The sequence below is a fragment of the Ammoniphilus sp. CFH 90114 genome (assembly GCF_004123195.1).
GTDB lineage: Bacteria > Bacillota > Bacilli > Aneurinibacillales > RAOX-1 > YIM-78166.
This window is the reverse complement of the sequence record NZ_SDLI01000003.1, coordinates 53,696-76,755: the sequence shown is the minus strand read 5'-3', so window position 1 is coordinate 76,755 and position 23,060 is coordinate 53,696. Positions and strand designations below refer to the sequence as shown.

Genomic DNA, 23,060 nt, shown 5'->3' with positions numbered 1-23,060 from the left:
TGATATTCTTTCGGTAATATAGGTTTTGTACTTAGGACAAGCTATCAAACTAAATTTTACATAACGAGGGAGAGGAAACAATGGAAAACATGAATCGTCGTAAGTTTTTGGGGTATCTTGGAACAGGAGCTGCTGCTCTAGCTGCTGCATCCGCCGGATTAGGAACTCTAGCACCAACTGCTGAAGCTGCTAATTCTGCAGATCACCTTTTTGGGTTTGACAAGGTAAAGAAGACAAAAAAGCCTCACGGTTTCTTCAAGCCAATTGATATCGATTGGTCCAACGATCTTAAATTGCCTGAAGGGTTCACTCATGATGTAATTGCGGTTTATGGTGATGTAATTAATCCTGCAGGGGACACTTTTGGTATGGGTGCAGATTTGAATGTGTTCTTCCCAATGAATGGATCCAGTGATAGAGGTTTGTTGTGGACGAATTGTGAGTATATAAGTGATGATAAATTATTAATCGATAGTGCAATGCCTGCTTCTATGCAAGGATCAAGTCTATTAACAAAGCAACTCTATCATCAGGGTGGCGCCATTATCGAAGTTTACAAGGATGCTAACGGTTCTTGGAAGATGGATACAACATCCACGTATGCTCGTCGTCACAATGGGCTAACTCCATTTAAATTGACGGGACCAGCTGCAGCTTCTTCCGCTGTAGGGGGAGCGACAACAGTTGAAGGTACTTGGGCGAATTGCTCCGGAGGTATGACGCTTTGGAATACGGTTTTATCCTGTGAAGAGAATTTTGAGAAGCAAGCTGGGCTGGCTAATCGTAATTCAACACATTACGGCTGGGTAATTGAAGTAGATCCTTTTGACGTAACTGATGCTGGTGTAGATAAGAATTTTACTCCTCGCAAACACACATCACTTGGACGTTTCAACCACGAAAATACGGCTATGGGATTAACGAAAGACGGTCGTATCGCTGTTTATATGGGTGATGATAAGAGAGGTGCATGTGTTTACAAATTCATATCGAATGGTAAATATGAACCTTCTAAAGGAAAAGCAAACTCCGCTTTACTAGAAGACGGAAAGCTTTACGCTGCTAACCTTGGATCTGGGAAGTGGGTAGAGCTAACGATTGCAGCTGTAAGAGCAGCGGTAGACAAATCCGATTTCAAAGTGCCTACAGCTATCCGTGCATACTCTGATGCAACAGTGGATGATCTTCGTGCCATGTTCCAGACTCAAGCCGATGTGTTAGTTAACACTCACGTTGCTGCCATTATTTTAGGTGCATCTCCAACTGACCGTCCTGAGGATGTAGAAATTAGCCCGTTTGACAATTCCATTTTCGTAGCCCATACGAATAATTCTCATCATGGTAATATCCATGGTCACATCACTCGTTTTATCGAGAAAGATAACGACTTAGGTTCCGTAGATTTCACTTATGAGATTTTTGCTGCTGGCGGAAGACAAAGTGGATTTAGCGCACCTGATAACTTAAGTTTCGATAGCAATGGCAATCTTTGGACAGTGACGGATTATAGTCCTAACCAAAATTCAAATATTATGAAGGATTTTGGAAACAACTCCATGTTCGTCATCCCGACATTTGGACCTAATGCAGGAGAAGCATTCCGTTTTGCTTCTGGTCCATCCGGATCTGAGTTAACAGGACCTTGGTTTACTCCGGATGAAAAAACTTTATTCCTTTCTGTTCAGCATCCGAGTGGTACTTGGCCACATCGTTCTGGAGACTCGATTCCAAGACCAGGTGTAGTAGCAATCAAAGGCTTTAAATTCTAGGAGTTGATGAAACTATGTTCTCTAACATTGGAATACCAGGGTTGATCCTTATTTTAGTCATTGCGCTTATTATCTTTGGACCTTCTAAGCTTCCAGAAATCGGACGAGCATTCGGACGCACCTTGACGGAGTTCAAGAGTGCAACGAAAGGGTTAGTGTCAGGTGACGAAAAGGAAGAAGAAAAGAAGGAAGAACAAAAGCCAGAGCTTGTAGCTGTTGAAAAAAAACAAGATAAGCCTGCTGTTTAATACACGGGGATGTAGACGGGATTACACCCGTTTACGTCCTTTTTATATATTGGAGGGGGAAAATGGAACAGCAAGAAATGCACTTAGTTGATCATTTAGGAGAGCTGAGAGGTCGTTTAATTAAAACGGCTATCGCTTTTTTGGTAGCCCTGGTTGCTTCCTTTATTTATGTGAAAGATATCTACAATTGGCTTGTGAGAGATCTAGATGGAAAACTAGCCATCTTAGGGCCAAGTGATATTTTATGGGTCTATATGATGATTGCAGGAGTCTTTGCTATTACGGTAACCATCCCTGTTGCTGCGTTCCAGACGTGGCGTTTTGTTTACCCTGCGTTATCGGTGGAAGAACGAAAGGTGACATTAAGCTTTATTCCGGGGTTGTTTATCCTTTTTGTCATTGGTCTGTCGTTTGGTTACTTTTTGCTATTTCCTAGCGTGTTAGGCTTTTTAACGGCTCTTTCGGCTGCACAATTTGAAACGATGTTTACGGCCGAAAAGTATTTTCGCTTCATGTTGAATCTAACATTACCCTTTGGGTTCCTATTTGAGATGCCGCTAGTGGTTATGTTTCTTACACGTTTAGGCATTTTGAATCCCATTCGCTTAGCTAAAGCGAGGAAACTAGCCTACTTTTTGCTAATTGTCGTATCAGTCTTAATTACTCCACCAGATTTCATTTCAGATATTTTAGTTCTAGTTCCCTTAATTGTTCTTTATGAGATTAGTGTGACTCTATCTAAATTTGTCTATAAAAAAAGGCTGAATGCACAAGCAGAGGCCGAAGTTTAAACCATCAAAACTCTTGGTGGTTTTTTTTTTATTATCCAATTTATAATGTTTATATATTCAAATATTCAAATATAACAAATATGACGAGAGAAGGGTTAGCATGAAGCTAGCGTGGTCAGGGAGATTTGAAGGATATTCATTAGAGCATGTTAAGAAGGACTTGTTGTCCGGCTTGATCGTGGGTATTATTGCAATACCTTTGGGAATGGCCTTCGCTATGGCCTCTGGAGTAAAACCGGAATACGGAATTTATACCACCATCACGGCAGGTATACTCATCTCTTTATTTGGCGGCTCTAAGTATCAAATCGGGGGTCCCACAGGTGCCTTTATTCCAATACTTTTCGCCGTTGTCATGCAATACGGATATGAGAACCTGCTGATTGCAGGGTTTATGGCAGGCGGGCTGTTGGTGTTAATGGGGATGTTTAAGCTAGGTGCCCTAGTGAAGTACATGCCAAGGCCTGTAACCATTGGTTTTACAAGTGGAATTGCGGTTATCATTTTTACTGGACAAATTGCTAACTTTCTCGGATTAGATGATGTGAAAAAACATGAGTATTTCCTTGATAATATGGTTGAATTGGTCACTCATCTGGGCACGTTTAATATCTATAGTTTTCTTACGGGACTTATCTGTTTAGGAATCCTGCTTGCTACACCGAGATGGTTTCCTAAGATTCCAGGCCCGCTCATGGGCTTGGTCATTTCTACAATAGTAGCAACTGTATTTTTTTCTGACAAAGTGGAGACGATTGGAACGGTGTTTGGAGGTATTCCTCAAGGCCTTCCTGAGTTGCGATTACCTGAGCTTACTTGGGATAAGATACAGATGTTATTTATACCGGCCTTTGTTATTGCGATGCTCGGAGGTATAGAGTCGTTGTTATCGGCCGTAGTAGCAGATGGAATGTCAGGGAGTAGACACAACAGCAACAAGGAATTAATAGGGCAAGGGATTGCGAACATGGTGACGCCTTTATTTGGCGGAATCCCTGCTACGGGAGCGATTGCTAGAACCGCTACAAACATAAAGAATGGGGCCGTATCTCCTATGTCAGGGGTGATTCACGGAGTTGTTGTTTTGCTGGTGCTCCTTTTTCTTGCTCCTTATGCATCCCACATCCCCATCGCGAGTATGGCACCGATTTTAATGGTAGTCGCTTGGAATATGAGTGAGCGGAAAGAGTTTTTTCATGTGGCAATGACAAGGACGAGTGACTCTTTTGTTCTTATTTTGACCTTTCTACTAACTGTTTTTACGAATCTAACGATAGCAGTGGAAGTTGGTTTAGTTCTAGCCGTACTGTTATTCGTTAAGCGTATGAGCGATATTTTAACTGTTGCTAAAGTACTTCCTGATCCAGCTGATAAAATAGTTAAGGCCCATATGGTTCGTGAAGGCCATGACTGTCCGCAGATTAGTATTTATAATATCGAAGGACCTCTCTTCTTCGGGGCAGCTCAACACTTTGAGAAAACCATTATGAATACAATCAAATTTAAACCGAAGGTTTTATTACTTCGTATGGGCAAGGTTCCTTATATGGACACAACCGGAGAATTGAATTTAGCAAGCATTGTAAAACATTTTCAAAAAAGTGGAGGGATTGTCCTAATATCCAAACTGGCTGAACAGCCTGAAGAGATGTTGAAAAAAACTGGGCTATACGAGAAAATTAGAGAAGATCACTTCTTTGATCACACAGGTGATGCCATTAATTATGCGCTTGCTCACCTCAATCGACTCCAATGTTTAGGTTGCAAGCATTTTGCCTTTCATGAATGTCAGCATCTTTCAGTGGCTGATCCCCATTATGAAGCAGGTCTCCCTAAGAGTGATAATATAACGGTTTAAAGGAAGGGGGAGAACAGATGAACGAATTGCCAAAGTTTAAAGCGGAATTTTTCAAAGCACTAGCCCATCCTTTGCGAATAAGAATACTAGAACTTTTATGTGATGGAGAAAAAAATGTAAATGAACTTCAAACGATCCTGGGTAGTGAGGGTTCGGCCGTATCCCAACAGTTAGCCGTCTTAAGAAATAAAAATATCGTGAGTTGGCGTAAGGAAGGAACAAATGTGTTTTACGCCTTACGGGACCCGATGATCAAGAATTTGCTGGAAGTGGCAAAAGGAATATTTAATAATCATTTAATTGATAACATTTCTATGTTGTCTGCTATGCAAAAAGAAAAATAGCGAATTAGATGAAAAAAGAGGCTTTGTATCAGCCTCTATTTTTTCTGTCCTTTATAAAATTCAGGCAGGACAAAGGTCCTAGTTCCTAAACCGTTCACGAATCTTAATATACTCGCGTGGCTGGAAAGGATCGAAAGGTTGGAAATCTATCTGTTGTATCCGGGCAATTTCAACATCCGCCTCATTATGATGAATGGCACCATAGCGATCTAATTGAGTGTGGACAAACCATGCCGATGCAAAAAGGGCAAAGAAAAGCAGAATTGCCACGATTGCCGATCTGAGGACCATATCTACCACCTCTTTCACTTCATAAGATGGAGCAAAGAGGGAGTTTTTATACATGCTTTTTACATAAAAAAATTTTTTTAAAGCTGTTTCTACCTATTTATAATACCGAGTAAAAAGAGTGAAATCAGAGTACGATAAGGTGAAAAGGTAGAAACTTTAATATATAATGCTAATATATGCACTAGAGTTCATCGGAAAGGGAGGTTTTAGTTTTGGCCTGGCTACAGCTCGTTATATTATCACCTTTCATTTTGGCCATATTTATACCATTTTTGTATAAATATGTACGCCAAATACACACGGGTTGGTTTGTCCTCATTTTGCCCGTTTTGTTGTTTTCTTATCTCATTCAATTCCTTCCTGTTGTTTCTAACGGAGAAACCGTTCAGCATACTGTAGAGTGGATTCCCTCACTTAACATTAATTTTACAGCTTATGTTGATGGGCTAGGGCTACTGTTTGCTCTTTTAATTACAGGAATTGGGTCTTTGGTGGTGTTGTATTCCATCTATTATTTATCTAAGGAGAAGGAAGCGCTCAACTCTTTCTACGTGTATCTCCTCATGTTTATGGGAGCGATGTTAGGAGTTGTTCTATCTGACAACTTAATTGTTCTTTATGTATTCTGGGAACTTACGAGTTTAGCGTCCTTCTTACTAATTGCCTATTGGTATCAGAGAGAAAAGTCCCGGTACGGAGCGCAGAAATCGATGCTCATTACCGTATTCGGAGGCTTTGCTATGTTTGCTGGAATCATCTTGCTCTACTTGATGACAGGGACATACAGTATTCGTGAGATCATTGCTCAAGTGGGGACGATTTCTACCCATGAGCTGTTCTTACCCGCTATGCTACTTATTTTGCTTGGCGCTTTCACGAAGTCGGCTCAATTTCCGTTCCATATCTGGCTGCCTGACGCGATGGAGGCACCGACACCTGTCAGTGCTTACTTGCACTCAGCAACTATGGTTAAAGCTGGGATCTACCTTGTAGCAAGGCTTAGTCCCATTTTCGCAGGTCAAGCGGAATGGTTCTGGCTGGTTGCAGGGTTTGGGATTGTCACCCTGTTCTGGGGCTCTTTCTCCGCCGTGAAGCAGACAGACTTGAAGTCGATCTTGGCCTTCTCAACAGTGAGTCAATTAGGACTAATCATGTGCTTACTCGGATTGGGTTCGGCTGCCGTTCATTTCGGTTATAGCAAGGAAAATGCCATATATACAACGGCTACGCTTGCGGCTATCTTCCACTTAATTAATCACGCTACATTTAAAGGTGCCCTGTTTATGGTAGTGGGTATCGTTGATCATGAAACAGGTACAAGGGATATTCGAAAGCTGGGCGGCCTGATGTCGCTTATGCCAATCACTTTTACACTAGCCATTATCGGTACGTTCTCTATGGCCGGTTTACCTCCGTTTAATGGATTTTTAAGTAAAGAGCTTTTCTTCACAGGTGTCCTTAATGCAAGTCAGTTAGATATATTCAATATGCAGACTTGGGGAATGATTTTCCCGGTTTTAGCTTGGGCAGCTAGCGTCTTTACTTTTATCTACAGCATGGTGTTGGTGTTTAAAACTTTTACAGGCAAATATCAACCAGAAAAGTTGGACAAAAAGCCACATGAAGCTCCAATAGGAATGTTGATTCCACCTATTATTCTAGCTTCATTGGTTGTCATTTTCGGGATCTTTCCTAATCTATTGTCCTATACGCTCATTGAACCGGCTATGGCTTCTATATTGCCAAGCTTACTGGCACCGGAGCAGCAATTCTATGTCAATATTTATCATTGGCACGGATGGACAACGGAATTGTTTATGACAATGGGGGTTATCGCTGTAGGTACGATATTGTACTTCACCTTAACCAGATGGTCAGGAATCTACAACAAGTTTCCCAAACGTTTGGCCCTTAACCATTTTTATGACCATGGCCTTATCTCGATGGAAAGGGTTGCTAATAAAATCACCCGTTTCCACATGACAGGTTTTATGCGAGACTATTTGGTTTATATCTTTGCTTTTTTGATCGTATTACTAGGTGGCGGACTGTTTACCTTGAATGCTTTCAGTTTTGGACAGGGTCAAGTGGCGCCTATAGGGGTATATGAAGTTATCTTAGCGTTGGTCATGGTGTGTGCTGCTGTAGCTGTACCCTTCGCTGAATCCAGACTTACAGCCATTCTCTTGGTTGGGGTAGTAGGTTTTTCTGTAGCCTTGTTCTTCGTTATATTCAGGGCTCCTGACTTAGCCTTAACCCAGCTTATTGTAGAGACGGTTTCTACGGCTTTGTTCTTACTCTGCTTCTACCACTTACCTAAACTGCGGAAGGAAATTTCCCGTGTCCCGTTTAAGGCAACCAATTTCCTTATTTCGCTAGGGGTAGGGGTAGTTATGATGCTGATTGCCTTTTCTGCGATCGACAACAGATTGTTTGTTCCCATCTCCGAGTATTTTCTTGAAGCAAGCTATAAGGAAGCGGGAGGAAGAAACGTCGTTAATGTCATCTTGGTAGATTTCCGGGGGTTTGATACAATGCTGGAAATTCTAGTGTTAGGGATAGCTGCTCTAGCAGTATTTTCCATGATTAAGCTTCGTCTAGCAAGGAGGGAAGACTTTGAGAACCAATGATGTAATTTTACAGACGGTAACGAAGACAGTCTCCTTCATTATCTTGCTGTTTTCGGTCTATTTATTTTTTGCTGGACATCATAATCCGGGTGGAGGCTTTATTGGTGGTTTGATGACGGCTGGGGCCATTGTTTTGCTTTATATTGCTTATGACATTGAAACGATGAAGAAGGTTATACCGCTAGATTACAAAAAGATGATTGCTTTAGGTCTGCTAATTGCCGTTTCTACAGGGATAGGTTCATTTTTATTCCATGTTCCCTTCCTTAGTCACTCCTTTGGTTATTTTTATCTTCCTGTACTTGGGAAGACCGAATTGGCTACTGCCGTCTTATTCGACTTAGGGGTGTACTTGACGGTAGTTGGCGTTACGATGACCATTATTCTTTCGATTGGGGAGGATGATGAATAATGGAGATTTTGATGTCTGTAGTAATTGGAATATTATTTATGGTTGCCACATACCTGATTTTAACGAAAAGCTTATTGCGCATTGTTATTGGGACGGGAATCATAAGCCATGCTGTTCACTTGTTGATTCTTACCATGGCGGGTGTAAAAACAGGGTCACCACCATTATTAGGTGAGGAGGCTGCCCTTTACACTGATCCCCTTCCACAAGCACTTATCCTTACAGCTATTGTAATTAGCTTCGGGGTAACCGGATTCTTCTGCGTTCTAGCTTATCGAGCTTACAAAGAATTAGGGACGGACGATATGGATCAGCTAAGGGGAAATGAACATGAATAACCTTATTGTTTTACCTATTGTACTTCCGATCATGACAGGAATAATCCTCATTTTCTTTAGCAAGCATATTGTTGTACAAAGATGGCTGAGCTTGATATCTTTGCTCGCTTTCATTGGGATCGCCAGTTCGATTGTTCAGCAGGTCTATACCGAGGGAATCCAAACGTTATATATGGGAGGTTGGCTTCCTCCATTCGGGATCGTCTTTGTTGCAGATATGTTTGCTAGTTTGTTAGTACTTACATCGGGGATTGTTGCGCTAAGCTGTTTATGGTTTTCTTTCCGTGGAATTGGACTGGATAGAGAAAAGTATTATTACTATCCCTTCTTTCAATTCTTGTTGACGGGTGTAAGTGGTTCGTTCTTAACCGGAGATATATTTAATTTGTTTGTATTTTTTGAGGTTATGCTCATCTCTTCTTATGCCCTTATTGTGTTAGGAGCTACTAAAATTCAGCTCCGAGAGACGATAAAATACCTAGTGGTTAATATTGTTTCTTCTGCCTTGTTTGTAGCCTCTGTGGCTTACTTGTATGCGATCACGGGAACTCTAAATATGGCAGACTTATCTGTAAGAGTAGCGGAAGTAGGGCAAACTGGACTTTTGAATGTTGTAGCTCTTATGTTCTTGATTGTGTTTAGTCTAAAAGCAGGCTTGTTTCTATACTTCTGGTTACCAGGTTCCTATAGTGCACCTCCTACGTCCATAGCGGCTATATTTGCAGGGTTACTAACGAAGGTAGGGATTTATGCGCTGTTTAGAACATTTACGTTAATCTTCTACCATCAACCAGAGGTCACTCACCAAATAATAGGTTGGATGGCAGGGGCAACGATGATCTTAGGAGCCATCGGTGCTATAGCTTTTTCTGATGTTCGTCAAGTGTTAGCGTATAATGTTGTGATTGCTGTTGGTTTTATTGTTTTTGGCCTAGCTGCTCATACTACTGCAGCAGTAGAAGGGGCTATCTTCTACTTGATTAATGACATGATCATAAAGGCTCTGTTATTCCTTCTTGGGGGAGCGATGATTGGAATTGCTGGAACTAGTCACCTACAGAAGATGGGCGGTCTAATTAAGTATCATCCTGTGCTTGGATGGATGTTTTTTATAGCAGCCATTGCTTTAGCTGGTGTCCCACCGTTAAGTGGTTTCATTGGGAAGCTGTTAATTGTCCAAGGCGGTCTCACAGCTGAGATGTATTGGCTTGTTGGGATCAGCTTGGCAACAAGTTTAATCGTGCTATATTCCATAATGAAGGTATTTATGCATGGATTCTGGGGTGAAACCAAGTTAAGTCCTAAGGAAGAAAAAGGTTCGGATAAAGGGTTACTAGCCCCATGTGCTGTCTTAGTATTCTTATCTTTTGCACTAGGCTTAGGAGCAGATTTCTTCTATCCGTATATTGAGATAGCTGCCGAAACGCTAATGGATCCAACCATCTATATTCAAGCCGTATTAAAGGAGTAGATCACTATGGCCGTGCAAGTCTTATTAAACTTTTTACTGGCTTTTATCTGGATGTTCTTAAATCAGAGTTGGGATCCGGTTACGTTTATATTGGGGTATATTATTGGCTTGGGGTTAATTTACTTTTTGCACCGATTTCTCCAGGGTCCCTTCTACTTTAAAAGGGTAATTGCCATCGTCAGTCTTATCTTGTTATTCATTAAGGAACTGATTTTGTCGAGTATTAGTGTAATCAAATTAATTCTTCGTCCAAATATGGACTTTCGCCCTGGTATTTTCGCCTTGCCTACAGATTTGAAGAGCGATTGGGAGATCACCTTGTTGGCGAGTTTGATTACTTTAACACCGGGTACACTTACGCTTGAGGTTTCACCAAAAGGAGATACGTTGTATATCCACGCGATGGATCTGCCAGATACTCAAGAAGCTATTAGCCAGATCAAGAATTCGTTTGAGAGAGCTATTAAGGAGGTGACGCGGTAATGTTTGAAATGTTGCTTATGACCTCATTAATCTTAATTGCCGTATCTATACTTGGAACCTTCTATCGGGTCTTCAAGGGACCATCTACTCCTGATCGTGTAATCGCCCTAGATACCATTGGTGTTAATATTATTGGCCTTGTTGCGATTCTTTCTGTCATGCTAAATACTCAGGCGTTCTTGGAGGTCATTTTATTAATCGGAATACTATCTTTTATTGGAACGATCTCCTTCTCGAAGTTCTTAGAAAGAGGTGAAGTCATTGAACGTAATCGAAATCGCTAAGATCGTGGTAGGGATCCTCCTTGTTATCGGATCTTTACTAAGCCTGCTAAGCACGTATGGTTTACTGCGCTTGCCGGATATTTATAACCGGTCACACGCTGCTACGAAAGCAGCGACGCTTGGAATCATGTCTATTTTAGTGGGAGCGTTTATCTTTTTCTATTTTGTCGATGGCTTGATCAGTGCAAAGCTTTTATTAGGGATTGTATTTGTTTTCATAACTGCTCCAGTGGGAGGTCATCTGATCGCAAGGGCAGCCTACCGAACTCAAGTACCCCTGTGGGAAAAAACAATAAAAGACGATTTGAAGCGTGATGATTTGAAAAGAGATAAAAGAATGACTAAAAAATTAAAGAAGGCAGCAGAAAATCAATAAATCTATACGTGTGATGGACTAGCCTTTAGGTCCTCACACGTTTTTTTGCATATAAAAACGGCTGTCCAATTAGGACAAGCCGTTCTTTAGATTATGATGCCTTGCGTACTTCTTTTTCCACTTCACCAAATGCAGTTTCCTTACCTGGAAGGATAGCATGAAGCAGGATACCAAGGAAGGTAGCCATTGCGATATTGTCAATGGTGAGGTTAGCGATGATATTGCTAATGGTAATGTCATGGAATTCTAGTTTGAATCCGCCGATTCCGGTAACGAGGATGATGGCTGCGATCACCATGTTGCGTTTGTCCGCAAATTCGACTTTATGTTCTACATACATCCGTACCCCTTGAGCTGCGATGATCCCAAATAGGATAATAGTGACACCGCCAAGGACAGGTTTTGGAATCGTCATCAGAGCAGCACCGATCTTACCTACAAAGGCAAAGATAATGGCAAAGATGGCAGCAAGTCCGATGACATTACGGCTGAATACGCGAGTAATCGCAAGTACCCCGATGTTTTCTCCATACGTGGTGTTAGGAGGTCCACCGATGAATGCCGCTAAGGAAGTAGCTAAACCATCTCCTAACAGGGTGCGATGCAATCCTGGTTTTACCATTAAATCACGATCCATTACACGGCCTGTTACAAGTAAGTGACCAATATGTTCAGCTAAAGTAACAAAGGCGACAGGAACAATAATTAAAGCACCAATCCAGGCTCCAGGAGAGCTAAAAGCTCCAAGCAATTGTGTGGTAAGCAGATGTTGCGTAAACATTTCTCCTGGTGTAATAAACCACGATGCGTTAGCGATAGAAGTTAGGTCGATCCATTCAGGAAATCGGATTAAAGTATAGATATAACCGGTAACCATTCCCGTTAGGATCGGGATGACAGACAAGAATCCTTTAAAAAAGATAGTGGCAACAACAGTTGTAATGAGTGTAACAAAAGCAATTTCTACAGCACCAACGGAATAAACGGGATCAGCACTTAATGGGTCATTAATGGCCCAATTTACTGCAACCCCAGATAAGCTAAGTCCAATTACAATGATAATTGACCCGATAACCATAGGCGGGAGCAGACGATGCAGCCAATTCACTCCGACTTTGGACACGATTAGGGCGACGATCACGTAGACGATACCCGCTAATAAACAGCCTAACATGGCAGCTCCAGGTCCTTCACTAGCAGAGACGGTAATAATCGGACCAATAAAGGCAAAAGAGGAACCCAAATAGTTGGGAACAAGGCCTTTGGTTAGGAAGATAAAGAGCAAGGTGCCAATTCCGCTAGATAAAAGAGCAGCTTGTATATCCAGTCCTGTAATAAGTGGGACAAGAACGGTAGCTCCAAACATCGCAAACAAGTGCTGTAAGCTTAAAGGGACAAGCTTTTGAATAGGTGGGGTTTCGTGGACATCAATAAAATTTTTAGCCATAGGATTAATTTTCCTCCTCAATTTTCTCTTGAATCGTAACGCGCTCTAGGTTGTCTATTTCCATGAGGTCCACCACGATGGTCTCTGATCGGGAGGTTGGCACATTTTTCCCTACAAAATCTGGACGGATGGGAAGTTCCCTGTGTCCTCGGTCGATGAGTACAGCCAGTTGGATCATCTCTGGTCGTCCATTATCCATTAAGGCATCAAGTGCAGCCCGTACCGTGCGTCCTGTAAATAAGACATCGTCAATCAAGATGACTTTTTTATCTGTTATTTTCTCTGGAAGGATCTTATCGCTGTCCTGAGGCAGCATATCTTTTTCAGTAAGGTCATCTCGGTAAAGTGTAATATCTAATTCTTCAACGGAGATGCTTTGCCCTTCAATTTCTTCTATACGAGTCGCTAGTCGTCTCGCTAGATATACTCCTCGCGTGCGAATCCCTACGAGAACACAGTTCTCAATCCCTTTATTCCGTTCAATAATCTCATGAGCAATTCGGGTCAAGGCGCGTCGAATTGCGGCTTCATCGAGAAGGACACTTTTTTCTTGCCATTTTTGTGCGGTCATTATTCCACCCCTAACATACTTAAGATTATTATGTTCCACTTTCTGCTGAGACTCAAAAAAACTCCTTGCCATATTCTGACAAGGAGCTGTATGCACGAGAATAGAAGGATAGACATTACCATAAAAGGTACCTACTTATCCTTAAGATCCGTTCACCTTGTCAGCCTCACGGGACTGCATTTAAAGGTAGCTATTGAATTGAAATCATTATGGCATGCCTATTACAGGTTGTCAATATAAAACTTTGCAATCGAGATGTGTTATGATGTAAGAAATGTGAATAACAATTGAACGAAAAAAAGGATGATCACGATGCGGAATCAATTATTTTCAAGACTTCAGGAGATCTATCCCGAGCTAGTGAAAATTCGGCGTGATTTCCATATGTATCCGGAGCTCTCGTTTGAAGAAGAGAGCACACCAAAAAAGGTAGCGGAATTCTTGACGTCACTAGGGTTAGAGGTGAGAACAGGGGTAGGAGGAAGAGGGGTTGTGGGACTCTTGCGCGGAGGAAAACCTGGAAAGACGGTAGCTCTTCGTGCTGATTTCGACGCTCTTCCGATCCAGGATGAGAAGGAAGTGGAATACAAGTCTCGTATACCTGGTGTCATGCATGCTTGCGGTCATGATGTGCATACCACGACGCTTCTTGGGGTGGCTCAGCTATTGAGTGAAGTGCGTGAACATTTGCAAGGAAATGTAGTATTTATCCACCAGTTTGCTGAGGAGGTGGCTCCCGGAGGTGCGCTTCCTATGATTGAAGATGGCTGCTTGGATGGAGTGGATGTTATCTATGGTGCTCACGTTTGGTCTGGGATTCCTATAGGAAAATTAGGTTATGTTGAGGGTTATATGATGGCGGCTACGGATGATTTTGACATTGAGATCATGGGCAAAGGGGGACATGGTGCAACTCCGCATCTGACGGTAGACTCTCTTGTTGTAGGAAGTCAACTTGTCCTCAATCTGCAACAAATTGTAAGTCGTCGAGTCGATCCATTGAAGCCGGCTGTTCTCACGGTAGGTTCCTTTATCAGCGGAAATGCTTATAATGTCATTCCAAACACAGCCAAGCTTATGGGAACGGTAAGGACATTCGACGAAGAAGTACGTGATGATATGGAGGATTCTCTCAAGGCCGTAACGGAAGCTACCTGTCTAGCATCCGGGGCTCAAGCGAATGTCGTCTATCATAGGGGTTACCCAGCGGTGTGGAATCATCCTGAGCAAACACGTGTTATCGTGGAACAAGCCAAGGAAGTGCTTGGCACAGAAAACGTATTTGAGATGAAGCCGATCATGGGTGGAGAGGACTTTGCTTACTATACGCAGAAAGTTCCAGGGTCATTCTTTTTCGTAGGTGGAGGAAATCCTGAGCTTGGGGCGGACTATCCCCATCACCACCCTAAGTTTGATGTAGACGAGCAATCGATGCTTGTGGCGGGAAAGGTTTTTTTATCGGCGGTACTTTATCATATTGGGGAAAGTTTTCTTGAGTAATCTTAGGTAATATAAAATAATATGATGTATCCATGAGTAATATATGATAATTAATAGTAAATAAAAAGCCCGTTGACCAGACTCAAGTGCTGCCAACGGGTTCTTTATTTTATTTTTGTAGCCTCATTAATAAATGGGCGAATAAAGCCGAACGTAAGGGCAGCTGATCAATAAGAACATGCTCATACTCCGCATGTGGCCCATCTCCCATAGGACCGAGCCCATCAAGCGTAGGAACTCCAAGAGCAGCTGTGAAGTTCCCATCACTTCCACCACCGACAAAGGCTTCGGTTAACGGTATTCCAAGATCTTCTCCGCATTCTTTTGCCAAGTTGAACAGCTCTACTGTTTTTTCTGTGCGTTCCATAGGTGGACGTTCCAAATCCCCCTCCACCGTTATGGATGTACCGGGTACCTGAGGTTTAAGGTTATGCAAGAGGTGGGTAATGCGTTCAGCTTCAGCCATGGAGGTGACACGTAGATCAATAACAGCTTCCGCTTCGTCTGGTACGACATTCACACGTGTTCCTCCGCGAGCGATACCCACGTTAAGGGTCGTGCCTAATGAGTAATCTGTAAGACTATGTATGTACATGATTTGTCGGGCTAACTCTTCAACTGCACTAACTCCTTCTTCATGATGATTACCGGAATGTGTAGCTTTTCCTTTAATCTTTAGCCGAAACTCTCCAACGCCCTTTCTCGCAGTTTTTAATGCCCCAGAATCAGCGACAGCCGGTTCGGGGACAAGGACATAACGACTCTTTCGTGCTTCTTCTTCAATTAATTGACGTGAGCTAGCGCTCCCGATTTCTTCATCAGACGTACAAAGAAACACAATCTTATACTGCAAAGGAACATGGAGATCTACGCACGCTTTGAGTGCCCAAAGAGATTGGATAATACCGCCTTTCATATCGAAGATGCCGGGGCCGTAAGCTTTATTTTCTTCTACACGATAAGTTAAACGACCAATATCCCATACGGTATCAAAGTGGGTGATGATAAGGATTTGCTCTTCACCAACACCGAGGGCAAAGCGAAGATGATCCCCTGTCTTTTCCTGAGGAAAAACGTCAGCTTGCACTCCAAGATGAGTTCGGAAGAGCTGTTGTAAGACATGGCCACACCGATCTACAGCTTGTTTATCCTGTGAAGGCGACTCTGCACGGACAAGGGTTTCAAGGTCGAAAAGAATGTTCTCTTGGTTTTCTTGAAGATAATCTAACAGCTTAGACAAATGAAAAGTCACCATCCTTTGGGTAATAGTCCCAGTTTATTGACATTAAACTATAGGCCACTTATATTCTACTAATAAGTATACCTGTTTAACATTGTCTTACAAAATATTCATACAGATTCATCTAAGAGGAGAACCGAATATGAAGAATACTATTATGGAACAGGCCAGTAAGTTAAAAGAAGAGATCATTGCATGGCGCCGTGATTTCCACCAGAATCCAGAGCTAAGCTTTGAGGAACATCGAACAGCAGAGAAGGTAGCTCTTCATTTAAAATCTTTAGGATTAGACGTTCAAACCGGCGTAGGACGTACAGGAGTAGTAGGGATTCTCTACGGAAAGGAACCGGGCCCGACCATTGCTCTTCGTGCAGACATGGACGCCTTGCCTATTCATGATCAAAAGCAAACCGGATATAAGTCTACCATACCAGGAAAAATGCATGCCTGTGGACACGATGCCCATACCAGTATCCTTATGGGGGCAGCGCAGTTCTTATCCCAAGTGAAAAGACCGGAACGAGGAAATGTGAAATTTATCTTCCAACCAGCGGAGGAGAACGGTGGAGGCGCAGAAGTCATGATTCAGGACGGTGTCCTGCAAAATCCAAAGGTTGATGCCATAGCTGGACTCCATGTATTCCCAGGTGTTCCGACAGGAAGTATTACGGCTGTAAAAGGGGTAGGTTGTGCAGCAGCCGATTTTATTCGCATTAAGGTTATTGGTCGTGGCGGTCATGCCGCTCATCCGCATACAGCTGTTGATTCCGTAACGGTAACGGCCCAGGTCATTACCGCGCTTCAACATATCGCTAGTCGTCAGGTGGACCCGTTAGATTCTGTCGTAATCACGATCGGAACGATTCAAGGGGGCTCTGCAAACAATATTATTGCTCCGGAAGTGGAGTTGACAGGAACGGTTCGAACGTTGAACCCCGCTTTAAGAGAGCAGATGCCGGAGAAGATCGAGAAGGTGATTAAAGGAGTGACCGAGGCCATGGGGGCGACATACGAATTCCTCTATGACAAAGGTTACCCTTCCATTATTAATGATGATCAGATGGTCGAGCTCGTTCTCCAGACGGCTGATGCTGTCCTTGGTGCTGGGAAGCAAAGCTTAGTAAAGCCTTCTATGGGTGGAGAGGATTTCTCCTACTATACACATGTTGTTCCTGGTGCTTTCTTCCGTCTAGGGGTGGGCAATACAGAGAAGAATACAACGTATCCCTTACATCACCCGATGTTTGATGTGGATGAGGACGCCCTCCCCCTTGGTGTAGCGATGCTGTCTGCGATTGCCTTGAATTATCTTAGTCAGAAATAATTAAACTCTGTTTTATTTTCTATAGGTTTTTACTTATACTATTAAGTATCGACCGTTAATAAGAAAGGGTTTTATATATGTCTAATGAGTTTCGGATTTGTGATGAATGTCGGATGACGAATGTCAAAACGCTGATGCCTAAGCTAAAGAAATTAGATCCTGCTGCTGATATTAAGATGGGCTGTCAGTCCTATTGTGGAATCGGGTATAAAAAGAGCTTCTGTATCGTAAACGGAAAGCATGTAACGGCCCTCTCTGAGGAGGAACTCTTGGAGAAGGTAGAAAAAGCTGTGCAGCGTGCAGCAAGAAGACAGGCAAGTACGACGTCATCTTAGCATAAACATAGTTTAGGGGGTCATGCCGGAAACGAGGGTTTCTATGGTATTGACCCTTTTTACTTTCTCTGAACTCTTAAAGGATCCTTTATAAGGAGAGGACAATAACATGACAATACTTCTTGACGGCAATCAGCTAAGTCTGGATCAGGCTGCAAGAATTATATTTGAAGGAGAGAAGGTTGAGTTAACGGAAGAAGCATGGATCAAAGTAGAGGAGAGCCGCAGCATCGTTGAACAGAGCATTCAAGAAGGGCATGTGATTTATGGTGTAACAACCGGTTTTGGAAAATTTAGCGAAGTGCTGATTTCATCACAGTACTTAGAAGAGTTGCAGCTTAATTTAATTCGGAGCCATGCCGTGGGAGTCGGTGAGCCTTTTGATGAGAGAGTAAGCCGCGCCATGCTGTTGTTGCGGGCGAATGCATTGGCAAAAGGATTCTCAGGGATTCGTAAGGAAACCGTTCAACAGCTTCTAGCTCTATTAAATTCGAACATTCATCCCATCATTCCGTCACAAGGTTCACTTGGTGCGAGTGGGGATCTAGCCCCCTTATCTCATTTAGCTCTGGTGTTAATTGGTGAAGGAGAGGCGATTTATCAAGGAAGAAAGGTAAGTGGAAAAAGGGCGTTGCAGAAGGCTGGACTTTCACCTATCAAGCTAGAGGCAAAAGAAGGGTTGGCTTTAATTAACGGCACCCAAGCCATGGCGGCTGTTGGACTCATCACCTACCTCGAAGCAGTGCGATTGGCTAATCAAGCAGACTTGACAGCTGCACTGACGATAGAAGCCTTGCGAGGCGTTGTCGATGCCTACAAAGAAGGCGTACATGCGGTCAGACCCTATCCAGAGCAACAAGAAGTAGCGAAGCGGTTAAGGGGATTATTGGAAGGGAGTCAGCTGGTGACGAAGCAAGGGGAATTGCGTGTCCAAGATGCCTATTCTCTTCGTTGCATTCCGCAAGTGCATGGAGCTGTTAGGCAGGTGCTTAATTATGTAAAAGAAAAGCTCCTCATTGAAATGAATGCCGCCACCGACAATCCCCTGATCTTTGCTGAGAAGGGTGAGGTGATATCTGGTGGTAACTTTCACGGTCAACCGATTGCTTTTGCCATGGATTTTTTAGCGATTGCCTTAGCGGAGTTAGCCAATATCTCCGAAAGGCGCATTGAAAGACTTGTAAACCCTCAGCTCAACGATTTGCCCCCCTTTTTAAGCTCAGATCCTGGTCTTCAATCCGGGCTGATGATCCTCCAATATACGGCTGCCTCATTAGTCTCTGAAAACAAAACGCTAGCTCATCCTGCCAGTGTGGATTCGATTCCTTCTTCAGCTAACCAAGAAGACCATGTCAGTATGGGAACGATCGCTGCACGACATGCTTATCAAGTATTAAACAATGTACGCCGCGTGATAGCCATTGAAGCCATATGTTCAGCACAGGCTTGTGATATCAGAGGGAGTGGGAGACTCGCTCCCAGGACGAATCAATGGTTCCAAGAGATTCGTAGGGTGGTTCCCAAACTAAAGCAAGACCGTGTGTTATCCAAGGACATTGAAAAGTTAGCCAAGGTGATGCCATCTCTCTTGACAGAGCAGGAAGAACAAGGGTAGGATTTGATCAAAACTTTGACAGAGGTAGGTTTGCTATGATTACACTTGTTCCTCCTAACTTAGACTACGCAGGGCGTATTTTTGAGTTAACGGATCATCCTTTGGTTCATGAACACTTAGCTTTTCGTAATGTTTCTGTTGATGATGTAATCAAGTTTATAAAGATGGTTCAATATGAAGAATCAGAAGGGAAAACCGTAAGTCGCTTTGTCCTCAACGAAGGTGGAGAGGTCATTGGGGCGACAACCTTAATGGAAATTAATAAGGTGGAAGGAACATGCAAGCTAGGAAGCTGGTTAGGTCAATCTTACTGGGGCAAAGGATATAATCAAGCAGCAAAGGATGCGATTTTAAGAATTGCTTTTGAAGATTTAGGGTTACGACTTGTATTTGTGGGAGCACGGCGTGCAAATCTTCGATCTCAAAAAGCTCAAGAAAAGCTTCCCTATATTACGTTGGGTGTAGAAGAACAGTTTCCAGATATCCATCAAAAGCTAGAGGAAAAGGAAAAGCAGCCCTGTGTGCTTAATGTCGTGTATAGGGATAGATACTTTGATTATATAAAAAGGTAATCAGGTGGAGTCAGAGATCAGAAAGGTCTGACTCCTATTTTCTTCTATGCAGGGACGATATACATTAATTGTTGTAGACGATCTTCGACGAGTTTCTTCTTTTGTTGTATTGCAGGTGTTTCCTCTGGTTGATGCTCTAATTGACGATTCAAGGATTTAAGCTCAGCGTAAAGCTTAGTGAAATCGTCTATATTGTTGATTCTTCTTGTATAGGGATCCATAGCTGTCCTCCATATTTTGCTGTCAGACTTTTATTTTAGCTGGCTTTCCTTTATTAGGCAATGACAATTTGCGAGAAATTTCGACTTTTTTCCACCATATGAATTGAATTCACCCTAGTATCCTGATAGGAAACAGGTGATAATATAGAAAGATGAGAGTAGAGAGTCGATAGGAGGAAGTTCATGAACCTGAAGCCAAAGATTAAGGGGAATTGGCTGGAAGTCACCATTGAAGCCCCGTTAGAAGGAAAGTCTATAGAGGATTTGCTAAAAGAGGACCTATATATATCTGGACGTATGATTCAACGCTTGACTCGGCAAAAGGGTATTTACTTGAATCGTAAAATTCCATTCCTTAAGAAAAAGGTGAAGGAAGGCGATTTCTTGCGTGTGCTCGTTGGAGATAAAGATGAAGGAACGCTGATTCCTGAAAATATCCCTATCGATGTCGCTTTTGAGGATGATGAGGTGCTGGTTGTTAACAAGCAGGCAGGAATTGTCGTACATCCCATTAAGCAAGGACAAACAGGGACGCTAGCTCACGGCGTAGCTTTTTATTGGATGAGTAAAGGGGCAACAGGGAAGGTAAGACCTGTTCATCGTTTGGATAAGGATACCTCAGGGCTCATTCTGATAGCTAAGAATAGTTACATCCATCAGCTTTTAGATAGGCAGCTTCGTGAACAAACCATTAAGCGAGCTTATTTAACTGTGGTTAAAGGACAATTGGAGCGTAAGAAGGGGACGATTAAGGAGCCGATTGGACAAGATCCGCACAATCCAGTGAAGCGAAAAGTAACTCCAAAAGGGGAAGAAGCCATTACTCACTATGAAGTGATGGAGGAATTTGGAGATGCCAGCTTGATTCGAGTCGAGTTGGAAACGGGTCGCACCCACCAGATTCGGGTTCACTTCGAACATATAGGTCATCCTGTCCTAGGAGATAGTTTATACGGTCAAAAACACCCTTGGATCCAGCGTCAAGCTCTTCATGCTTACCAGTTGCAATTCGTGCACCCTTTTCGGGAGGAAGAACTGCAATTTGAGCAGCCAGTTCCAGAGGATCTCAAGAAATTATTGGAAAAATTGAAGGAATCCGGACCCAGTTTGTAGAAAAATAAAGATACAGGAAGAACAGCTGGACGGAGGAAAAAGCTTGTGACAGCTCCCATTCTATTAGAAGAAGAAAAAGTGTTTAAAGATCCGGTACATAAATATGTTCATGTGCGTTATAAAGTCATCTGGGACTTAATCAATACACCTGAGTTTCAGCGTTTGCGCCGTATCCGCCAATTGGGAACATCCTTGTACACTTTTCATGGGGCGGAGCATAGTCGGTTCAATCACTCTTTAGGTGTTTATGAGATTATGCGCCGCATGGTCACAAAGTTTGACCTCTCCATAGATGAGGTTTTGCTTTGTCTATGCTCGGCTTTACTCCACGATGTCGGTCATGGACCGTTTTCTCATTCGTTCGAGAAGGTATTCAAGACGGATCATGAGGTGTGGACCCAGAAAATTATTGAAGGAAATACAGAGATTAACCGGGTATTGACGGAGATTTCTCCCGACTTTCCGAAGAAGGTTTCTGAAGTGATTGGCAAAACATATCCGAATAAGATGGTCGTCAGTCTTGTCACTAGCCAGATTGATGCGGACAGAATGGATTACCTGCTAAGGGATGCCTATTATACCGGAGTAAACTATGGTAACTTCGATATCGAACGAATTCTGAGATTAATGAGGATTGTGGACGAACAAGTCGTAATTAAATATAGCGGCATGCATGCAGTAGAGGATTATATTCTATCGCGATACCAAATGTATTGGCAGGTGTATTTTCATCCTGTTACCAGAAGTGCGGAAGTGATTCTTCGTAAGATTTTCAATAGAGCGAAGGAGCTATACCACGAAGATTATACGTTTCGTATTTTCCCCGAGCCGATGCTGCCATTTTTTAAAGATGGGAAAATTTCTTTAAGACAATACTTGGACTTTGATGAAGCAACGGTATTATACTATATACAAGAATGGTGCAGAGAAAAGGATCGGATTTTATCTGACCTGTGCAAGCGTTTTCTCCACCGCAGGCTTTTTAAATATATAGAATATGATCCTAATGATTATCGTATGTGGTCTGATCTGGAAGCTCTGTTCTACAAGGAAGGCATCGATCCGCGTTATTATCTTGAGTTCGATTCTCCATCAGATTTGCCTTATGACTTTTACAGAACCGGTGAAGAGGAAGAGCGGATGCCGATCTTACTATTGATGCCTAACGGAGACTTAGAAGAACTCTCTAGGAAGTCGGACATTGTACAAGCCATTTCTGGTAAACGGAGATTTGATCACAAGCTCTACTACCCAGAAGATATGGTGTCGGATGAGATCCGCAAGCGTATAGGGGGGAAGTAGGTTGTTGCAAGAACATGCCAAGGTGCTCTTTTTATTAGAGCAGGCAGGGGAGGTTGTAGGTCGCAAGAAGTTGCAGAAGATGGTCTACATCACGCAGAGGCTCGACTACGATTTCAATCAGCGATTCCATTTTCACTTTTATGGACCGTACTCCGAAGAACTATCGCTCGAAGTGGAAGAGCTGTGTCAGCTTGGTTTTTTGGATGAGGTTTTAGAGGATAAAGGAAATTATAATGTCTATCGTTATAGCATTACGGATAAAGGGAAGGATTTTCTACAGCATGTGAAGACGGATGTAGGGAACCTTTCTCCTGTTCTAGACAAGATGAATGAGTCTTCTGCTCGTTTTTTAGAGCTGGTATCCACGGTTCTCTATTTTGAGAAGCTGACTCGGGAAGAAGTGGAAGAGAAGATTCTAACACTAAAGGCTAAATCAAACTATTCTACAGAAGAGATCACCGATGCTTATTCCTGGATTGAAGGGTTGCGTGCAGCTCGTCTAACTCTCTAGTGGAATTGTTTGAC

25 protein-coding genes are annotated in these 23,060 nt (G+C 42.7%); 20 read left to right on the top strand and 5 right to left on the bottom strand.

Annotation, left to right across the window (positions count from 1 at the left end; all coding sequences use genetic code 11):
* The first annotated feature begins 80 nt into the window (after positions 1-80).
* The 5 genes from EIZ39_RS08045 to EIZ39_RS08025 all read left to right on the top strand — a co-directional run bounded on the left by EIZ39_RS08045 (position 81) and on the right by EIZ39_RS08025 (position 5,010).
* Complete coding sequence (locus EIZ39_RS08045) at positions 81-1,769, top strand: PhoX family protein (protein ID WP_129199314.1); 1,689 nt, start codon at positions 81-83, stop codon at positions 1,767-1,769.
* Between the two features lie 14 nt (positions 1,770-1,783).
* Positions 1,784-2,017 (top strand): twin-arginine translocase TatA/TatE family subunit, encoded by a 234-nt coding sequence (locus EIZ39_RS08040; RefSeq protein ID WP_129199312.1) that lies wholly within the window; start codon positions 1,784-1,786, stop codon positions 2,015-2,017.
* A 62-nt stretch (positions 2,018-2,079) separates the two neighbouring features.
* Positions 2,080-2,808: a twin-arginine translocase subunit TatC gene (gene tatC / locus EIZ39_RS08035; protein ID WP_129199310.1), complete on the top strand. Its 729-nt coding sequence runs from the start codon at positions 2,080-2,082 to the stop codon at positions 2,806-2,808.
* 100 nt (positions 2,809-2,908) lie between these two features.
* The gene (locus EIZ39_RS08030) at positions 2,909-4,666 is read left to right on the top strand and encodes a SulP family inorganic anion transporter (RefSeq protein ID WP_129199307.1); all 1,758 of its coding nucleotides are present in this window, start codon (positions 2,909-2,911) and stop codon (positions 4,664-4,666) included.
* 17 nt (positions 4,667-4,683) lie between these two features.
* Positions 4,684-5,010, top strand: a complete 327-nt coding sequence (locus EIZ39_RS08025) for an ArsR/SmtB family transcription factor (RefSeq protein WP_129199305.1) — start codon at positions 4,684-4,686, stop codon at positions 5,008-5,010.
* Positions 5,011-5,088: 78 nt separating this feature from the next.
* Here EIZ39_RS08025 and EIZ39_RS08020 read toward each other — a convergent pair whose 3' ends face one another.
* Positions 5,089-5,301, bottom strand: a complete 213-nt coding sequence (locus EIZ39_RS08020; protein ID WP_164984969.1) for a hypothetical protein — start codon at positions 5,299-5,301, stop codon at positions 5,089-5,091.
* 212 nt (positions 5,302-5,513) lie between these two features.
* On the opposite strand from EIZ39_RS08020, the gene EIZ39_RS08015 reads away from it, so the two are divergent.
* From EIZ39_RS08015 to mnhG, 7 genes are read left to right on the top strand one after another with little or no spacing between them, the layout of a single operon-like run.
* The gene (locus tag EIZ39_RS08015) at positions 5,514-7,931 is read left to right on the top strand and encodes a Na+/H+ antiporter subunit A (protein WP_129199301.1); all 2,418 of its coding nucleotides are present in this window, start codon (positions 5,514-5,516) and stop codon (positions 7,929-7,931) included.
* A complete protein-coding gene (locus tag EIZ39_RS08010; RefSeq protein WP_129199299.1) occupies positions 7,918-8,343 on the top strand; it encodes a Na(+)/H(+) antiporter subunit B in 426 nt (141 codons plus the stop codon). The genes EIZ39_RS08015 and EIZ39_RS08010 overlap by 14 nt, the downstream gene beginning before the upstream one ends.
* A complete protein-coding gene (locus tag EIZ39_RS08005) occupies positions 8,343-8,681 on the top strand; it encodes a Na(+)/H(+) antiporter subunit C (RefSeq protein ID WP_129199297.1) in 339 nt (112 codons plus the stop codon). Before EIZ39_RS08010 ends, EIZ39_RS08005 begins: the two co-directional genes overlap by 1 nt.
* Positions 8,674-10,152 carry a Na+/H+ antiporter subunit D gene (locus EIZ39_RS08000; protein WP_129199295.1) on the top strand — a complete coding sequence of 493 codons (1,479 nt, stop codon included), beginning with the start codon at positions 8,674-8,676 and terminating at the stop codon, positions 10,150-10,152. Before EIZ39_RS08005 ends, EIZ39_RS08000 begins: the two co-directional genes overlap by 8 nt.
* A 6-nt stretch (positions 10,153-10,158) precedes the next feature.
* Positions 10,159-10,635 (top strand): Na+/H+ antiporter subunit E, encoded by a 477-nt coding sequence (locus tag EIZ39_RS07995; protein ID WP_129199293.1) that lies wholly within the window; start codon positions 10,159-10,161, stop codon positions 10,633-10,635.
* On the top strand, positions 10,635-10,919 hold the full coding sequence (locus EIZ39_RS07990) for a Na(+)/H(+) antiporter subunit F1 (protein WP_129199291.1): 285 nt from the start codon (positions 10,635-10,637) through the stop codon (positions 10,917-10,919). The genes EIZ39_RS07995 and EIZ39_RS07990 overlap by 1 nt, the downstream gene beginning before the upstream one ends.
* Positions 10,897-11,295 (top strand): monovalent cation/H(+) antiporter subunit G, encoded by a 399-nt coding sequence (gene mnhG / locus EIZ39_RS07985; RefSeq protein ID WP_368666307.1) that lies wholly within the window; start codon positions 10,897-10,899, stop codon positions 11,293-11,295. Before EIZ39_RS07990 ends, mnhG begins: the two co-directional genes overlap by 23 nt.
* Before the next feature lie 91 nt (positions 11,296-11,386).
* Here the strand turns inward: mnhG and EIZ39_RS07980 are convergent, their stop codons facing one another.
* Positions 11,387-12,742: a uracil-xanthine permease family protein gene (locus EIZ39_RS07980; protein ID WP_129199287.1), complete on the bottom strand. Its 1,356-nt coding sequence runs from the start codon at positions 12,740-12,742 to the stop codon at positions 11,387-11,389.
* A gap of 4 nt (positions 12,743-12,746) precedes the next feature.
* On the bottom strand, positions 12,747-13,313 hold the full coding sequence (pyrR, locus tag EIZ39_RS07975) for a bifunctional pyr operon transcriptional regulator/uracil phosphoribosyltransferase PyrR (protein ID WP_129199285.1): 567 nt from the start codon (positions 13,311-13,313) through the stop codon (positions 12,747-12,749).
* A gap of 312 nt (positions 13,314-13,625) precedes the next feature.
* Between pyrR and EIZ39_RS07970 the strand changes: the two genes are divergently transcribed.
* Positions 13,626-14,813: a M20 family metallopeptidase gene (locus EIZ39_RS07970; RefSeq protein WP_129199283.1), complete on the top strand. Its 1,188-nt coding sequence runs from the start codon at positions 13,626-13,628 to the stop codon at positions 14,811-14,813.
* Between the two features lie 109 nt (positions 14,814-14,922).
* Here EIZ39_RS07970 and EIZ39_RS07965 read toward each other — a convergent pair whose 3' ends face one another.
* Entirely contained in the window at positions 14,923-16,053 is a 1,131-nt protein-coding gene (locus EIZ39_RS07965; protein WP_240675741.1) for a M20 family metallopeptidase, read from the bottom strand.
* 142 nt (positions 16,054-16,195) lie between these two features.
* On the opposite strand from EIZ39_RS07965, the gene EIZ39_RS07960 reads away from it, so the two are divergent.
* The 4 genes from EIZ39_RS07960 to EIZ39_RS07945 all read left to right on the top strand — a co-directional run bounded on the left by EIZ39_RS07960 (position 16,196) and on the right by EIZ39_RS07945 (position 19,899).
* Positions 16,196-17,377, top strand: coding sequence for a M20 metallopeptidase family protein (locus EIZ39_RS07960; RefSeq protein WP_129199279.1), 1,182 nt, complete (start codon positions 16,196-16,198; stop codon positions 17,375-17,377).
* 77 nt (positions 17,378-17,454) lie between these two features.
* A complete protein-coding gene (locus EIZ39_RS07955) occupies positions 17,455-17,712 on the top strand; it encodes a YuzB family protein (protein WP_129199277.1) in 258 nt (85 codons plus the stop codon).
* A gap of 109 nt (positions 17,713-17,821) precedes the next feature.
* The gene (gene hutH / locus EIZ39_RS07950) at positions 17,822-19,327 is read left to right on the top strand and encodes a histidine ammonia-lyase (RefSeq protein WP_129199275.1); all 1,506 of its coding nucleotides are present in this window, start codon (positions 17,822-17,824) and stop codon (positions 19,325-19,327) included.
* Between the two features lie 35 nt (positions 19,328-19,362).
* Positions 19,363-19,899, top strand: a complete 537-nt coding sequence (locus EIZ39_RS07945; RefSeq protein WP_129199273.1) for a GNAT family N-acetyltransferase — start codon at positions 19,363-19,365, stop codon at positions 19,897-19,899.
* Between the two features lie 44 nt (positions 19,900-19,943).
* On the opposite strand, the gene EIZ39_RS26470 is transcribed toward EIZ39_RS07945, so the two are convergent.
* Entirely contained in the window at positions 19,944-20,120 is a 177-nt protein-coding gene (locus EIZ39_RS26470; protein WP_164984968.1) for a hypothetical protein, read from the bottom strand.
* Between the two features lie 183 nt (positions 20,121-20,303).
* Between EIZ39_RS26470 and EIZ39_RS07940 the strand changes: the two genes are divergently transcribed.
* Genes EIZ39_RS07940 through EIZ39_RS07930 form a run of 3 tightly spaced genes read left to right on the top strand, consistent with a single transcriptional unit; the run spans position 20,304 to position 23,046 of the window.
* Positions 20,304-21,233 (top strand): RluA family pseudouridine synthase, encoded by a 930-nt coding sequence (locus EIZ39_RS07940; protein WP_129199271.1) that lies wholly within the window; start codon positions 20,304-20,306, stop codon positions 21,231-21,233.
* Positions 21,234-21,278: 45 nt separating this feature from the next.
* Positions 21,279-22,535, top strand: coding sequence for an HD domain-containing protein (locus EIZ39_RS07935; RefSeq protein WP_129199269.1), 1,257 nt, complete (start codon positions 21,279-21,281; stop codon positions 22,533-22,535).
* A 1-nt stretch (position 22,536) separates the two neighbouring features.
* On the top strand, positions 22,537-23,046 hold the full coding sequence (locus tag EIZ39_RS07930; protein ID WP_129199267.1) for a YwgA family protein: 510 nt from the start codon (positions 22,537-22,539) through the stop codon (positions 23,044-23,046).
* The last annotated feature ends 14 nt before the right edge of the window (positions 23,047-23,060 follow it).